Source organism: Bradyrhizobium sp. YR681 (assembly GCF_000282615.1).
Classification (GTDB): Bacteria; Pseudomonadota; Alphaproteobacteria; order Rhizobiales; family Xanthobacteraceae; genus Bradyrhizobium.
This window is the reverse complement of sequence record NZ_AKIY01000039.1, coordinates 1-15,286: the sequence shown is the minus strand read 5'-3', so window position 1 is coordinate 15,286 and position 15,286 is coordinate 1. Positions and strand designations below refer to the sequence as shown.

At 65.3% G+C, this 15,286-nt stretch carries 15 protein-coding genes; 1 reads left to right on the top strand and 14 read right to left on the bottom strand.

Annotation, left to right across the window (positions count from 1 at the left end; all coding sequences use genetic code 11):
• Positions 1 to 2: 2 nt before the first annotated feature.
• The 3 genes from PMI42_RS05900 to miaA form a co-directional block, all read right to left on the bottom strand.
• Positions 3 to 986, bottom strand: coding sequence for a threonine dehydratase (locus PMI42_RS05900; RefSeq protein ID WP_008131510.1), 984 nt, complete (start codon positions 984 to 986; stop codon positions 3 to 5).
• Between the two features lie 9 nt (positions 987 to 995).
• The gene (locus PMI42_RS05895) at positions 996 to 2,771 is read right to left on the bottom strand and encodes an acetolactate synthase 3 large subunit (protein WP_008131508.1); all 1,776 of its coding nucleotides are present in this window, start codon (positions 2,769 to 2,771) and stop codon (positions 996 to 998) included.
• Between the two features lie 330 nt (positions 2,772 to 3,101).
• Complete coding sequence (gene miaA, locus PMI42_RS05890; RefSeq protein ID WP_008131505.1) at positions 3,102 to 4,043, bottom strand: tRNA (adenosine(37)-N6)-dimethylallyltransferase MiaA; 942 nt, start codon at positions 4,041 to 4,043, stop codon at positions 3,102 to 3,104.
• Between the two features lie 11 nt (positions 4,044 to 4,054).
• Between miaA and serB the strand changes: the two genes are divergently transcribed.
• On the top strand, positions 4,055 to 4,960 hold the full coding sequence (serB, locus tag PMI42_RS05885) for a phosphoserine phosphatase SerB (protein ID WP_008131504.1): 906 nt from the start codon (positions 4,055 to 4,057) through the stop codon (positions 4,958 to 4,960).
• A 137-nt stretch (positions 4,961 to 5,097) separates the two neighbouring features.
• Here serB and PMI42_RS05880 read toward each other — a convergent pair whose 3' ends face one another.
• The 11 genes from PMI42_RS05880 to PMI42_RS05830 all read right to left on the bottom strand — a co-directional run bounded on the left by PMI42_RS05880 (position 5,098) and on the right by PMI42_RS05830 (position 15,202).
• Positions 5,098 to 6,606, bottom strand: coding sequence for a Do family serine endopeptidase (locus tag PMI42_RS05880; RefSeq protein ID WP_008131503.1), 1,509 nt, complete (start codon positions 6,604 to 6,606; stop codon positions 5,098 to 5,100).
• 142 nt (positions 6,607 to 6,748) lie between these two features.
• Complete coding sequence (locus PMI42_RS05875; protein WP_008131501.1) at positions 6,749 to 6,955, bottom strand: DUF2065 domain-containing protein; 207 nt, start codon at positions 6,953 to 6,955, stop codon at positions 6,749 to 6,751.
• Positions 6,956 to 7,026: 71 nt separating this feature from the next.
• Positions 7,027 to 7,923, bottom strand: a complete 897-nt coding sequence (gene hflC / locus PMI42_RS05870) for a protease modulator HflC (RefSeq protein ID WP_008131499.1) — start codon at positions 7,921 to 7,923, stop codon at positions 7,027 to 7,029.
• Positions 7,920 to 9,056, bottom strand: a complete 1,137-nt coding sequence (hflK, locus tag PMI42_RS05865; RefSeq protein ID WP_008131497.1) for an FtsH protease activity modulator HflK — start codon at positions 9,054 to 9,056, stop codon at positions 7,920 to 7,922. The genes hflC and hflK overlap by 4 nt, the downstream gene beginning before the upstream one ends.
• 153 nt (positions 9,057 to 9,209) lie before the next feature.
• Positions 9,210 to 9,719, bottom strand: coding sequence for a dihydrofolate reductase (locus PMI42_RS05860; protein WP_008131495.1), 510 nt, complete (start codon positions 9,717 to 9,719; stop codon positions 9,210 to 9,212).
• Entirely contained in the window at positions 9,719 to 10,204 is a 486-nt protein-coding gene (locus tag PMI42_RS05855) for a GNAT family N-acetyltransferase (RefSeq protein ID WP_008131493.1), read from the bottom strand. Before PMI42_RS05855 ends, PMI42_RS05860 begins: the two co-directional genes overlap by 1 nt.
• Before the next feature lie 5 nt (positions 10,205 to 10,209).
• Positions 10,210 to 11,004 carry a thymidylate synthase gene (locus tag PMI42_RS05850; protein ID WP_008131491.1) on the bottom strand — a complete coding sequence of 265 codons (795 nt, stop codon included), beginning with the start codon at positions 11,002 to 11,004 and terminating at the stop codon, positions 10,210 to 10,212.
• Between the two features lie 169 nt (positions 11,005 to 11,173).
• Positions 11,174 to 12,157, bottom strand: a complete 984-nt coding sequence (locus tag PMI42_RS05845) for a tripartite tricarboxylate transporter substrate binding protein BugD (protein ID WP_008131490.1) — start codon at positions 12,155 to 12,157, stop codon at positions 11,174 to 11,176.
• Positions 12,158 to 12,293: 136 nt separating this feature from the next.
• Positions 12,294 to 13,808: a tripartite tricarboxylate transporter permease gene (locus PMI42_RS05840; protein ID WP_008131488.1), complete on the bottom strand. Its 1,515-nt coding sequence runs from the start codon at positions 13,806 to 13,808 to the stop codon at positions 12,294 to 12,296.
• Between the two features lie 7 nt (positions 13,809 to 13,815).
• Positions 13,816 to 14,577, bottom strand: coding sequence for a tripartite tricarboxylate transporter TctB family protein (locus tag PMI42_RS05835; RefSeq protein ID WP_008131486.1), 762 nt, complete (start codon positions 14,575 to 14,577; stop codon positions 13,816 to 13,818).
• Between the two features lie 94 nt (positions 14,578 to 14,671).
• Positions 14,672 to 15,202 (bottom strand): chromate transporter, encoded by a 531-nt coding sequence (locus PMI42_RS05830; protein WP_008131484.1) that lies wholly within the window; start codon positions 15,200 to 15,202, stop codon positions 14,672 to 14,674.
• Positions 15,203 to 15,286: the final 84 nt, after the last annotated feature.

The window sequence follows — 15,286 nt, the reverse complement described above, 5'->3', positions numbered from 1 at the left end:
CGTCACGCCATGGCCGGCCGGGCGGCGGGCGCGTCCGTCCCGACCCAACGGCGGAACAGATCGAAATCGATATTGCCGCCGGACAGCACGAGACCGACGCGCTTGCCCGACAGCTTTGTCTTTTCCTGAAGCGCCGCGGCGAGCGCGGCAGCGCCGGCACCCTCGGCGAGGTTATGCGTATCGGTCCAGTAGGCGCGGATCGCGGCGGCAACCTCGTCATCGGCCACTTGCACGATGCGCGAAGCACCCTTGCAAATGAGCGCAACGGCATCGGCATCCGGAAAGCGCGTCGCCACGCCGTCGGCCAGCGTGTTGCTGGTCTCGGTCGTCACGACCTTGCCGGCAGCGAATGACAGCGCATAGGACGGCGCCTCGGTCGATTGCACGCCGACGATTTCGGTCTTCAGGCCGAGCAGGTCGCGCACCAGGATGCAGGCGCTGATGCCGGAGCCCTGCCCGATCGGAACGTAGAGCACGTCGAGATCGGGCGCCGCGCGAAACAGCTCCAGCGCGTAGGTCGCGACACCCAGCACGAGGTCGGGGTGAAACGACGGCACCATATGCAGGCCTTCGAACTGCGCACGGCGGCCGGCCTCCTCCCGCGCCAGCTGGAAATCGTCACCGTGCTCGACCAGATCGGCACCGAACGCACGCATGGCATGGTTCTTCTCGACCGAATTGCCCTTGGGCACATAGATCACCGCGGGCACGCCGTGACGCCGCGCCGCAAATGCAAGGCTCTGGCCATGATTGCCGCGGGTGGCCGAGATGATGCCCGGCACGTTCGGCCGCTCCCGCTTCAGCCGGTCAAGATAGACGAGACCGCCGCGCACCTTGAACGCACCGGTCGGCGTGTGGTTCTCGTGCTTGACGACGACGTGCGTCCCCAAGCGCTGGCCGAGCAGCGGCCAGGCGTGCGCCGGCGTCGGCGTCATGGCGGTGCCGACCATCTCGTGGGCGCGTTCGAGCTCCTTGAGGTCAAACATCTCGAAGTCTCACACCAGCGCCTTGCCGCCGGCGAACGCCTTTGCCGTGGCCTCGTCGTTGGCCTGCTCGGGCAACAGCATCTCGTTATGCGCCTTGCCGGACGGGATCATCGGGAAGCAGTTTTCGAGCGCGGCGACGCGGCAGTCGAACAGCACCGGGCGCTTGACCGAGATCATCTCCTGGATGGCGCCGTCGAGATCGGACGGCTTGTGCACCTGGAGACCGACGCCGCCATAGGCTTCCGCAAGCTTGACGAAATCCGGCAGCGCCTCGGAGTAGGAATGCGACAGGCGGTTGCCGTGCAGCAGCTGCTGCCACTGCCGCACCATGCCCATGTACTGGTTGTTGAGGATGAAGATCTTGATAGGCAGTTCGTACTGAACCGCCGTCGACATCTCCTGCATCGTCATCTGCACCGAGGCGTCGCCCGCGATGTCGATGACGAGGCTGTCGGGGTGCGCGACCTGCACGCCGACCGCGGCTGGCAGGCCGTAGCCCATCGTGCCGAGACCGCCCGAGGTCATCCAGCGGTGCGGCTCCTCGAAGCCGAAGAACTGCGCCGCCCACATCTGGTGCTGGCCGACCTCCGTCGTGATGTAGGTATCCTTGCCACGCGTCGCCTCGAACAGGCTCTGGATCGCGTGCTGCGGCAGGATCACGTCGTTGCTCTTCTTGTAATAGAGCGAGTTGCGCGCCCGCCACTGTGCGATCTGCTGCCACCACGCCTTGATGTCGGGCTTCTTCGCCTCGGCCTTGAACACCTGGAGGATGTCGCCGAGGATATTGCCGCAATCGCCGATGATCGGCACGTCGACGCGGATGTTCTTGTTGATCGAGGACGGGTCGATGTCGATGTGGATCTTCTTCGAATTCGGCGAGAACGCATCGACGCGGCCGGTGATGCGGTCGTCGAAGCGCGCGCCGACGCACAGCATGACATCGCAATCATGCATGGTCATGTTGGCTTCGTAGGTGCCGTGCATGCCGAGCATGCCGAGCCAGGCCTTGCCCGACGCCGGATAGGCGCCCAGGCCCATCAGCGTCGAGGTGATCGGGAAGCCGGTGACCTCGACCAGTTCGCGCAGCAGCTTGGTCGCTTCGGGGCCGGAATTGATGACGCCGCCGCCGCTGTAGATCACGGGACGTTTTGCATTGGCGAGCAACGACACCGCCTTGCGGATCTGCGTCGCATCGCCCTTCACGCGCGGCGCGTAGGAGCGGTGCACGTCGGACTTGCGCGGCGGATGATAGGTGCCGGTTGCGAACTGCACGTCCTTGGGCACGTCGACGAGCACCGGGCCCGGGCGCCCCGTGGTCGCCACGTAGAACGCCTCGTGCAGGACTTTTGCGAGATCGTTGACGTCGCGCACCAGCCAATTGTGCTTGGTGCAGGGACGCGTGATGCCGACCGTGTCGCATTCCTGGAACGCGTCGTTGCCGATCAGATGCGTCGGCACCTGGCCGGAGATGCAGACCAGCGGGATCGAGTCCATCAGCGCGTCGGTCAGCGGCGTCACCATGTTGGTGGCGCCGGGGCCGGAGGTCACCAGCGCGACACCCGGCTTGCCGGTCGAGCGCGCATAGCCCTCGGCGGCATGACCGGCGCCCTGCTCGTGGCGGACCAGGATGTGCTGGACCTCGCTCTGCTGGAAAATCTCGTCATAGATCGGAAGCACCGCACCGCCGGGATAGCCGAAAATGTCGGTCACGCCGTGATCGATGAGCGCGCGAACGATCATCGCGGCGCCGGTCATCTGGTTCGGATCGTGGCTCTTGTCGCTCATTGGCTTGCTCCGGATGCGCTGTTGTCAGCGGCTTCGTTCGTGTCGGGTTCGGCAAATAAAAAAGGCCCCGAAGAGGGCCCCATGCACACCGCCTGTCATGTGGATGGCAGCTAGCCACCCCCGGCGGTGTGCCTGGGTACGACGGCGATAAGGAGTTTGGTAATAATGTTGCGCATGGCAGACGCTCGGCATCCCAAAGGTTGCGCGAAACATAACGGCCAAAGCCTGGATGTCAAGGCAATGCGGCCGTTCCCGCGCGATTTTGGCAGTGTAGCGGTGTTCCCGGGGTTCGGCGAGAGGTAAAATCGGGAACCCGAGCACAAAAGCGCGTCAGTCGGGAGTACGCACCGCGTTCGCGACCGTCGCGAGCCACCCCCTCGCCTCCTCCAACTTCACCCACTCGAACTCCGGCAATTGGTGCCTGAACCAGGTGAATTGGCGCTTGGCGTAGTGGCGGGTGTCGGCGCGGCCGATCGTGGCGGCCTCTTCCAGGCTGAGCTCACCGCGCAAATGCCGGATCAGGGCCGGCACGCCATGGGCCTTCATGGCCGGCAGCAGCGGATCGAGGTGTCTCGCGGCGAGGCGCTCGACCTCCCTCAAGGCGCCGGAGCCGAGCATGGCGTCGAAGCGCGCGTCGATGCGGGCGTAGAGTTCGTCGCGTTCGGGCGCGAGGAACACTGCGCGAAAACTGTCTTTCGGCAACAGCGGCGGCTGGCCCTCATGATGCCAGTCGAGCAGCGAGCGGCCGGTTGCCTCGACCACTTCGAGCGCGCGCGCGATCCGGGTGCGGTCGCGCAGGTTCAATCGCTCGGCGGCGCGCGGATCGCGGCGCGCGAGTTCCGCATGCAGCGCCTCGACGCCGTTCCGCTCCAGCCGGGCGCGCACCTCGTCGCGTATCTCGGCGGGGATCGGTGGCACCACGGAGAGGCCGGCCGTCAGCGCCTTGAAATAGAGCCCGGTCCCGCCGATGAAGATCGGTAGCCGACCTTCGGCATGGGCCTCCTCGAGCGCCTTGGCCGCGTCACTCACCCAGGCACCGGCCGAGAAATTCACGGCCGCATCGACATGGCCGTAAAGGCGATGCGGAACACGCGCCTCATCGCCATGCGCGGGACGAGCCGTGATGATGCGGAGGTCGCGGTAGACCTGCATGGAATCGGCATTGATGACGGTGCCGCCGGCACTCAGAGCAAGCTCGAGCGCCAGCGCCGACTTGCCGCTGGCGGTCGGGCCTGCGATAAGCACGGCCTTGCTGGAATGCCCCTCGCTCACGAAAACCTCAAATGTCCCTCGTCGCCACGCTGATCTGCAACCCTGACAATCCCGCGCTCGATAGTACCATCGTCGACGGCGCCCGCGCCGTGCTGCCTCAGGCGGCGCCTGCGCACTGGCTGTTCGACGGGGTTGCGGTCGACATCCCCTTCGGCGCCGACAGTAACCTCGAAGCCGACCGTCACGCCATCGAGCAGCGGCTTCGCGAGCTGCGCGGCGACCTGCCGATCGACATCGTGGTGCAGCCTGCCGGCGTCCGGCGCAAGAAGCTTTTTCTGGCCGACATGGATTCCACCATGATCGGCCAGGAATGCATCGACGAGCTCGCCGATCTCGTCGGGATGAAGGCCCATGTCGCCGGCATCACCGAGCGCGCCATGCGCGGCGAGATCGAGTTCGAGCCGGCGCTGCGCGAGCGCGTCGCGCTGCTGAAGGACCTCCCCGCCAGCGTCGTCGACGAGGTGCTGGCCAAGCGCATCACGCTGACGCCGGGCGGCCGCGCACTGGTCGCGACCATGCGCGCCCACGGCGCCTATACCTGCCTCGTCTCCGGCGGCTTCACCCTGTTCACGAGCGCTGTCGCGGCACAAATCGGCTTCCAGGAGAACCGCGCCAACGAGCTCGTGGTGCGTGACGGCAAGTTCACCGGCGAGGTCAAGGAGCCGATCCTGGGGCGCGCAGCAAAACTCGCGACGCTGGTGGATCTGATGGAATCGTTCGATCTCGACGACATCGACTCCATCGTGGTCGGCGACGGCGCCAACGATCTCGCGATGATCCAGGCCGCGGGGCTGGGCGTGGCGTATCACGCCAAGCCGGCCGTGGCGGCTGCGGCCGCGGCGCGGATCGATCACGGCGATCTCACCGCGTTGCTTTATGCGCAGGGGTATCGGCGCGAGGAGTTTGTGGAGGCGTAGCCTCTGCGATCGTTGCTACACACTCCGCGGTCGTAGGGTGGGCAAAGGCGCATTTGCGCCGTGCCCACCATCTCTCTCGATTCGCCAAAATGCGTGGGCACGCTTCGCTTTGCCCACCCTACAAGACTGACCCGCGACTACTGCACGCTCAGCGCCACGAAGCGCAGCTCGCCGTCGGCGTTGGACACCAGCAGCAGCACCGACTTCTTGCCGTCCTTCTTGAGCTGGTCGACCCGCTTCTGGATGTCGGCACCGCTCGAGACAGCCTCCTGCGCCACCTCGACAATGACGTCGCCGGCGGAGAGGCGCTTCTCGGCGGCATCCGAATTGGCGTCGACATTGGTGACGACCACGCCCTTGACGCTGTCCTTGATCTTGTAGCGCGTGCGCAGATCCTTGTTCAGCGCGGCGAGATCGAGACCGAGCGCCTTTTGCGTCACCGGCTTCTCCGGCGCGGGCTCGTCGGTCTTCACCGCGGCCTGCACCTTGTCGGGATCCTGCAAGCGGCCGAGCGTGACCTTCTTGGTCTCCTCCTGGCCCTTGCGGATGATGACGACGTCGACCTCCTTGCCGACCGCGGTGTCGGCGACGACGCGGGAGAGATCCTTGGGGTCCTTGACGTCCTTGCCGTCGAACTTGACGACGACGTCGCCCGGCTCGATGCCGGCCGGCTTGGCCGGGCCCTTGTCGTCGACGCCGGCGACCAGCGCGCCGCGCGGCGGCTTGACGTTGAGGCTCTCGGCGATCTCGTCGGTTACGCTCTGGATGCGCACGCCCAGCCAGCCGCGGCGCAGCTCGCCGAACTGGCGGAGCTGGTCGACGACACCGGCGACCGTCTTCGACGGCACGGCGAAGCCGATGCCGATCGAGCCGCCGGACGGCGAGATGATCAGCGTGTTGACGCCGATGACATCGCCATCGAGGTTGAACAGCGGACCACCCGAATTGCCGCGGTTGATGGCGGCGTCGGTCTGGATGTAGCTGTCATAGGGCCCGGAGGAGATGTCGCGGTTCTTGGCCGAGACGATGCCGGCGGTCACCGTGCCGCCGAGGCTGAACGGGTTGCCGATCGCGACCACCCAGTCGCCGAGACGCAGCTTGTCGCTATCGCCGAACTTCACCGCGACCAGCGGCTTGGTCGGCTTGAACTTGAGCACCGCGAGGTCGGTCTTCTTGTCGACGCCGACCAGCTCGGCCTTGATCTTGGTGCCGTCGTTGAGGATGACGTTGATCTCGTCGGCATCCGCGATGACGTGGTTGTTGGTGACGACGACGCCGGCGGTATCAATGATGAAGCCCGAGCCGAGCGAGTTGGTCTTGCGCGGCGGGCCGTTGTCGCCGCCTTTGCTGCCACCGCCCGGACCCTTGCGGTTCTTGAAGAAGTCGTCGAAGAACTCCTCGAAGGGCGAGCCGGGCGGCAATTGCGGCATGCTGTTGCTACCGCCGCCCTTGGCCTCGACGGTCTGCGAAGTCGAGATGTTGACGACCGCGTCGATCACCTTCTCGGCGACATCGGCGATGCCCTCCGGTCCACGTGCCTGAGCCGGGTTGCCGAACGCACTGAAAGCACTGACGGCAAGCGCGGCCAGCCCAAGTCGCAAGCGGATCGGGCGCAAGCGGGACGGGGCAATGATGGCAGCGGACATTGTGATCTCCAGGAAAAGGGATTCGGCGCCAGACTGCGCTCGAACGGGGGCACCGCGCAAGCGCGGACCTTACCGGGCCTCAAGACCCCGATAATATGGCGAAAACCGGCCTGTTGCCTTCACTTTGGCGTTGGCGTGCCGACTAAATCGGACGCCGCATCACCCAGATCAGGACCAGGCCGGCCACGGCCGAACCGATCCCGACCACCCGGAGGATATTGTCCGGCGTGGCGATGGCGCTCTTCATGGCCTTGCGCATCCAGTTCGGACTGGCCGCGAACATCAAGCCTTCCAGCACGAACAGGATGCCCAGGCCGATGAGGAAGTCGTTGAACGCAATGGACCTCATCGGAATGGAACCTCCCGTTGTGCTGTTCTTGTCTGGATGAAGGGCGGCAGGACTGCCGCCCTCTGTCTAGCTCACGGCTTCGCCGGCGTCTCGGCCGCCGTCTTGCCGGACGGGTTACCAAAGAACCGGAAGAAATCCGAGTCCGGACGCAGCAGGAAGCGGGTGTCGCTCGACTTCAGCCCGTTCTCATAGGCCGCCATCGACCGGTAGAAGGCGAAGAAGTCGGCGTCTTTGCCGTAGGCTTCCGCGAACAGGCGGTTGCGCTCGGCGTCGCCCACACCGCGGGTCTGCTCGGCCAGGGACCTCGCTTCCGCCTCGATCACGGTCGCCTCGCGATCGGCCTTGGAGCGGATCTCCTGGGCCTTCTGGCCGCCCTGCGCGCGGAACTCGGCGGCTTCCCGCTCGCGCTCGGTCTTCATGCGCAGATAGACCGCCTGGCTGTTCTGCTCCGGCAGGTCGGCGCGGCGGATGCGGACGTCGACGACCTGAATGCCGTAGCCGTCGGCCTCGCGGTCGAGTTGCTCGCGGATGCGCTGCATCAGCTTCTCGCGGTCGTCCCGCACCACGTTGATGAAGGTGACCTCGCCGAGCACGCGGCGCAGCGCCGCGTTCAGGAGCGTGGTGAGCTGGATGTTGGCGGCCTGGATCGAGCCGATGCTCTGATAGAAGCGCAGCGCGTCCTTGATGCGGTAGCGCGCGAAGGCGTCGACCACGAGCCGCTTCTGGTCGGACGCGATCGCTTCCTGCGACGGGTTCTCCAGATCGAGGATCCGCTTGTCGATGTTGATCACCGAATTCCACGGCGCCTTGAAGTGCAGGCCGGGATCGGTGACGACGTCGACGGGCCGGCCGAACTGCAGCACGATGGTCTGCTCGGTCTGCTGCACCGTGAACAGCGACATGTAGCCGACGATCACGACGAGCAGGAGGCCGAGGAGGGTGACGATACCTGTGACCGGAGACCTCATCGCGTGCCTCCGCTCGAGGGCTGACCGGTGGTAGGCGGCCGCTTGGTGGTCAATTCGCCGAGCGGCAGATAGGGCACGATGCCCTGGCCCGAGGGGCCGCCGTCATAGACGAGCTTGTCGGCGCCGCCGAGCACGCGCTCCATCGTCTCCAGGTAGATCCGCTCACGCGTCACGTCGGGCGCCTTCTTGTATTCCTCGTAAACCTTCAGGAAGCGCGAGCTCTGGCCCTTGGCCTCGGCGACCGTCTGCTCCCTGTAGCCTTCGGCGGCCTGCATGATCTGCGCGGCACGTCCGCGGGCCTGCGGCACCACCTGGTTGGCGTAGGTCTGCGCCTCGTTCTGCAGCTGCTCGAGATTGGCACGCGCCGCCTGGACGTCGCGGAACGCAGCGATCACGTCGCCGGGCGGGTCGACCTTCTGCATCTGCACCTGGGTGATGAGGACGCCGGAGCCGTAGCCGTCGAGCGTCCTCTGCATCAATTCCTGCACATTCTGCTCGGTCACGTTGCGCGCACCGGTCAGGATCGGCTGGATCTGCGAGCGGCCGATCACCTCGCGCATTGCGCTCTCGGCGACCGCTTTCACGGTGCCTTCGGGATTCTGGATGTTGAACAGGAAGTTGCCGACGCCGTTGGGCTTGATGCGCCACAGCACGGTGAAATCGACGTCGACGATGTTCTCGTCGCCGGTCAGCATCAGGCTCTCTTCCGGCACGTCACGGATGGAGCGGCCGCGCCGCGCCGGATCGTCGATCAGCGTCATGCCGATGGAGATCGTGTTGACGCGCAGCGCCTTCGGCAGCAGCACCGTCTCGATCGGATAAGGCAGGTGATAGTTCAGGCCCGGGTCCACGGTACGCACGTGCTTGCCGAAGCGCAGCACCACGCCCTGTTCCTCGGACTGCACCCGGAAGAAGCCGGACAGCAGCCAGAACGCGACGATGAGCAGGACGATCAGCGTGATGCCGATGCCGGAGAAATAGCCCCCCGGCATGATCTGCTGGAGGCGGTCCTGGCCACGCCGCAGAAGGTCTTCCAGATCCGGCGGCCTCGGCCCGACTGGTTGCGGGCCTGAGCCCCATGGTCCTTTCGGACCCGAGCCCCACGGGCCACCGCCCTGATTCTTCCACGGCATTCGACGCTCTCCTCGGCAGGGTGGAATTGCCCCCGCCCGCTTTGTCCGGTCCGGCTTTATAGGGGACAGGCAGGTCCCTTACAACGCAGCCCTCGCCGTCTTCCGAGCTATGCTCGGGCACGAAAAAGTCAATGTAAACATTGGCGAAAGCGGTTAATGGCCGCGCCGCCGACGATATGTCACATAGGAGAAGTCGGCGCCGTCGTCGGGGCCGGCAGGATGGCGGACGCGCGCAACCTCATCCCATTCTGCCCGGTCGATGTCGAAATGCGTGTCGCCTTCGGGCCGCGCATGCACTTCGGTGATCTCGAGGCGATCGGCACGATCGAGCCATCGCCGATAGATCTCGGCGCCGCCGATCACCGCGATCTCGGTGACCGAACGCCGCAGGGCGTCGCCAAGCGCGACCGCCCCGGCATCGGCGGACGATGTCGTGACGACGGCCCCCGCGGCGCGATAGTCCGCGTCACGCGTGATCACGATGTTGGTGCGGCCCGGCAGCGGCCGGCGCAGGGATTCGAAGGTCTTGCGGCCCATGATCACGGGCTTGCCGATCGTCAGCGCCTTGAAGCGCTGCATGTCGGATTTCATCCTCCACGGCATCGCGCCACCGGCGCCGATGACGCCGTTCTCCGCGATCGCGACGACGAAGACGATCTCCATCAACTCGCGCTCCCTGCAAGTCGTGTCAGCGCGGGCCCGGAGACGCGACACAGCGTCCAGTCGTCCATCATCACCGCACCGAGCGATTTGTAGAACGCGATCGACGGCGCATTCCAGTCGAGCACCGCCCATTGCAGGCGCGACCAGCCATTCTCGACGCATTCGTTCGCGAGATGAACCAGCAGCGCCTTGCCGAGGCCCCTGCCCCGATGCGACGGCCGCACGTACAAATCTTCGAGATAGATGCCGTGGCGGCCGCTGAACGTGGAGAAGTTGGCGAACCAGACCGCAAAGCCGACCGCCTCGCCGTTCCATTCGGCGATCGCGCAATAGAGTTGCGGCCTGTCGCCGAACAGCGCGTCCGCGATGTCAGCCTCGGTCGCCTCGACCTCGTGCGAGAGTTTTTCGTACTCGGCGAGTTCTCGAATGAAGGAGAGAACCAGCCCGGCTTCGCCTGGACGCACGCGGCGGACGTTCAGTGACATCTGCGTCAGACCGCGACTTCCGCCTTGATGTGCGGATGCGGATCGTAACCGACGAGCTCGAAATCCTCGAAGCGGAACGAGAAGATGTCCTTCACGTCGGGGTTGATCCGCATTACCGGCAGCGCACGCGGCGCACGCGTGAGCTGGAGCTTCGCCTGCTCCAGATGGTTGGAATAGAGATGGGTGTCGCCGAACGAATGCACGAAGTCGCCGGGCTTCAGGCCCGTGACCTGCGCCACCATCATGGTGAGCAGCGCATAGGAGGCAATGTTGAAGGGCACGCCGAGGAACACGTCAGCCGAGCGCTGGTAGAGCTGGCACGACAATTTGCCGTTGGCGACGTAGAACTGGAACAGGCAGTGGCACGGCGGCAGCGCCATCTTGTCGACCTCGGCCGGATTCCACGCCGAAACGATCAGCCGGCGCGAGTCCGGATTGCGCTTGATCATGTCGACGACGTTGGCGACCTGATCGATGCTGCGTCCGTCAGGCGCTGGCCAGGAGCGCCACTGATGGCCGTAGACCGGGCCGAGATCGCCATTGGCATCGGCCCATTCGTCCCAGATGGTGACGCCGTTGTCGCGCAGATATTTGATGTTGGTGTCGCCCTTCAGGAACCACAGCAGCTCATGCACGATCGCCTTCAGCGGCAGCCGCTTGGTGGTCAGCATCGGGAAGCCGGCGGACAGGTTGAAGCGCATCTGATGGCCGAACACCGACAGCGTCCCGGTGCCGGTCCGGTCGGTCTTCTCGGCGCCGTCTGAAAGAATCCGCTCGAGCAGGTCCTGATACTGGTGCATGTGCGATAGAGCCTTTGGGGAGGCGGCGAACTTAACGGCGCCCCCGGCGCTGCGACAGCGGCGATTCGCTGCCTGCACCGATTATACCCGGAAAATTGAGCGCTCCCGGCGCAAAGACAAGGGGCGGAACCGAGGTCCCGCCCCTGCCCTATCAGCTTGAAAGTGCTGGTTAAGTCGCCGGTTTGAGGACCGGGGTCCACTTTGCGATCTCGTTCTTGACGAGGGTCGCCAGCGCCTCCGGCGTCCGGTCCGCAGGACCTGGGATGACACTGCCGAGCTCGAGCAGACGCTTCTTCACGGTCTCGTCGTCGAGCGCCTTGATGGCGGCGGCGTTCAGGCTGGCGATGATCGCCGGCGAAGTCCCTTTCGGCGCGAACATCGCATTCCAGGCCTGGGCCTGGAATGCCGGCAGGCCGGCTTCCGTCGTCGTCGGCACGTTCGGCAGCGACGGATTGCGCTCGACCGTTGCGATCGCATAGGCCTTGATGGTGCCGGCGTTGATCTGCGGCACGGCATTGACGATCTGGTCGCACATGTAGTCGACCTGTCCGGCGACCAGCGCGTTCATCGCGGGGCCCGTGCCGTTGAAGGGCACGCCGACCGGCTTGATGTCGAGGATGGAGTGCAGCAGCTCGCACGAGACATGCGAGACCGAGCCGATTCCGGCATGCGCCGCGTTCACCTTCTCGGCGTTGGCCTTCACGTAAGCCACGAACTCCTTCAGGTCCTTCGGCGGAAAATCCTTGCGCGCGAGGATCAGGATCGGCGTGCCCGCGAGCAGCGCGACCGGCTCGAAGTCCTTCTCGGGATGGTAGGCGAGCTTGGGATAGAGCGGCACCGAGGCGGCATGCGTGCCCATATGCCCGGTGATGAGCGTATAGCCGTCATTGGCCGCACGTGCGGCGCGCGTGGTCGCGGTGGTGCCGCCGGCGCCGACGACGTTCTCGATGATGATGCTTTGGCCAAACGTCTGCGCCATGTGCGCGGTGACGATGCGCGAGATCACGTCGGTCGGCCCGCCCGCCGCGAACGGCACGATCATGGTGATGCCACGCGTCGGATAGGTCTGCGCCTTCGCGGGTGCGACGAAGGCACACAGCGATGCAAGCGCGGCAGCACATGCGCCCGTGGCGAGCGCGCGAATGGAAGTCATGTCGTTTCCCCCGGGACACAAACAAAAATGCCGGCCACAAGGGCCGGCATTTTCATTTCACGAAGACATCACACAAGTCGATTCGACTTCCGAATGCGGCGCGCGGACGCAGGGCGCCGCGCGGACGCAGGCGCGATCAGTTCTCGGATTCGGTGAACACCTCGTCACGCTTGGCACGCAGCATGGGCAGCAGCGTGAGCGTCAGAAGGAAGGCCGCGATCGCAAGCAGCACCGCCGACAGCGGACGCGTCAGGAACACGCTCCAGTCGCCGCGCGAGATCAAGAGCGCACGGCGCAGGTTCTCTTCCATCAGCGGGCCCAGCACCATGCCGAGCAGCAGCGGCGCCGGCTCGAAATCGTGCTTGATCAGCCAGTAGCCGACCAGACCGAACACGCCCGCGAGGATGACGTCGACCGGCGCGTTGTTCACCGAGTAGATGCCGATCGCGCAGAAGATCACGATCGAGGGGAACATCAGCCGGTAAGGCACGCGCAGCAGGCGGACCCAGATTCCGACCAGCGGCAGGTTGATGATGATCAGCATCAGATTGCCGATCCACATCGAGGCGATCATGCCCCAGACGAGATCCGGCTGCTTCTGCATCACCTGCGGACCCGGCACGATGCCGTGAATGGTCATCGCACCCACCATCAGCGCCATCACCGCGTTCGGCGGGATGCCGAGGGTGAGCAGCGGAATGAAGGAGGTCTGCGCCGCGGCGTTGTTGGCGCTTTCCGGTGCCGCCACGCCCTCGATCGCACCGCGGCCGAACCGCGACGGGTTCTTGGCGAGCTTCTTCTCGAGCGTGTAGGCCGCAAAGGACGCGATCACCGCGCCGCCGCCCGGCAGAATGCCGAGGATCGAGCCGAGCGCGGTGCCGCGCAGAATCGCAGGCGCCGAGTCTTTCAGATCCTTCTTGGTCGGCATCAGGCCGGTGATCTTCTGCTGCACGAGGTCGCGGTTCATCTCGGCGCCTGCGTCGAGATTGCGGATGATCTCGGCAAAGCCGAACACACCCATCGCAACCGTGGCAAAGCCGAGACCGTCGGCCAGCTCCGGAATGTTGAAGGCCATGCGCGAGGCGCCGGTCTCGATGTCCGAACCGACCATCGACAGCAGCAGACCGAACACGATCATCGCGATCGCCTTCAGCACCGAGCCCTTGGCCAGCACGACCGCGAAGATCAGGCCGAGCACCATCAGCGAGAAATATTCGGCCGGACCGAACGCCAGCGCGAGTTTTGTGAGTGGCGCGCCGAGGACAGCGATCAGGACAGTCGCAACGCAGCCGGCGAAGAACGAGCCGATCGCGGCGATCGCCAGCGCCGGACCGGCGCGGCCCTGCTTGGCCATCTGGTGACCGTCGATGGCGGTGACGACCGATGTCGCCTCACCTGGAATATTGACCAGGATCGACGTGGTCGAGCCGCCATATTGCGCGCCGTAATAGATGCCGGCGAGCATGATCAGCGCGCCGACCGGCGGCAGACCGAAGGTGATCGGCAGCAGCATCGCGACCGTCGCGATGGTGCCGATGCCAGGGAGAACGCCGACCAGCGTGCCGACGAGCGCCCCGATCAGGCACATCAGCAGGTTGATCGGAGAGAGCGCGACGGCAAAGCCGTGAGCGAGGTTGGCAAAAATATCCATCACGCCCTCACTGGACCAGGAAACGCGGGAACATCGGCATCGGCAGCCCGAGCACGTAGGGGAATAGGATCGCGCAGCCGAGCGTCAGGCAGGCGCCAACGATGGCAGCCTCCAGCCAGCGCGTCTCATGCGATCCTGTCGCCGCGATCATGAAGCTGACGAAGGCGGAGACCACAACGCCGAGCGGCCGGATCGCCAGCGCGAAAAACACGATCGCGGCCATCACGAACATCGGCCCGCGCCAGGCATAATGCGCCATCGCCGGCCCATCGGTCAGCAGGCCGGTCAAGGCGATGCCTGCGGACAAGGCGACCAGCAGCCCGCCGAACATGCGCGGCGCGGTGCCCGCGCCGAAGGAGAAGCCGCGCATTCCCTGCAAATCGCTCGAAGCCCACAGCGCGAACAGGGCCAGCGCCATCAGGATGACGCCACCAACATAATCCTGTGCCGACCTGATGGTCATGAACAGCGTGACGATCGCCACCACAAGGATCGGGTAGGAATAGATCAGCGCCAGCAGCACATCGGATGACGCCTTCTTGGTGTCACCACTGGCCGCTCCGATCAGCGCAGCGGGAGCGCCCGCGACCAGTGCGGTCGCGTGGCTGATCAGGACCGTGGCCGGGCCGCGTCCCGCGCCCCAGCCGAAAATTGTCCCGATCGACCAGATGAATTCGAATATCTGCGGCGCAATCGCCAGCAGGCAAAAGCCGATCGCCACCGATGTGTTTCGGGTGGCTGTCGCTGAGTGGCCCATCGTATCGGCCATGCATGTCTCCTCCGCGACCCGTAAGTCACGCGCAGTGTTGTTCTAATCGGCTGGAAATGGATCCCCCGCCCGGATCACTGCCTAGCGATTTTCATTACACAATGCCAGCAAAACCCAACAAGCCCCCGGCGAGCAGGAGCCATAGTGGATTGATGCGCGAGACAGACGCGACCACCGCAACCACTGCGGTCAGAAGCAGTGCAGCAATCGTGCGATCGGTCGACTGGGCCAGGATCAGGGCGCTGGCTGCCATCAATCCGATCGAGAGCGGAACCAGTGCAGCCTGGATCAGACCGGGCCAGCGCGATTGGCTGGGCCGGTTCAACAGACGGCTGACATAATAGGCAACCAGCGCGGTCGGCAGGCACATCGCCAGCGTTGCCGCGAGCGCGCCGGGAATTCCCGCGACGGCATAGCCGATTAACGTCACGATAAGCACGTTCGGACCTGGCGAGAGCTGCGCGATCGCATAGGCATCGGCGAACTGCTTGTCGGTCATCCAGTGATGTACCTCGACCGCGATGCGGTGCATCTCGGGCACCGCGGCCGCGGCACCGCCGACCGCGAACAGCGACATCAGACCAAAGGTGGAGATCAGCGCCCAGATTGGGTTCTCGGCGTTCATCCTGCTACTTTCCGCCGCAGGAAAAATGTGGCGCCGATGCTGACGGGGATCGCGACCAGCAGCACCGCCTGGAGCGGCAGGCGC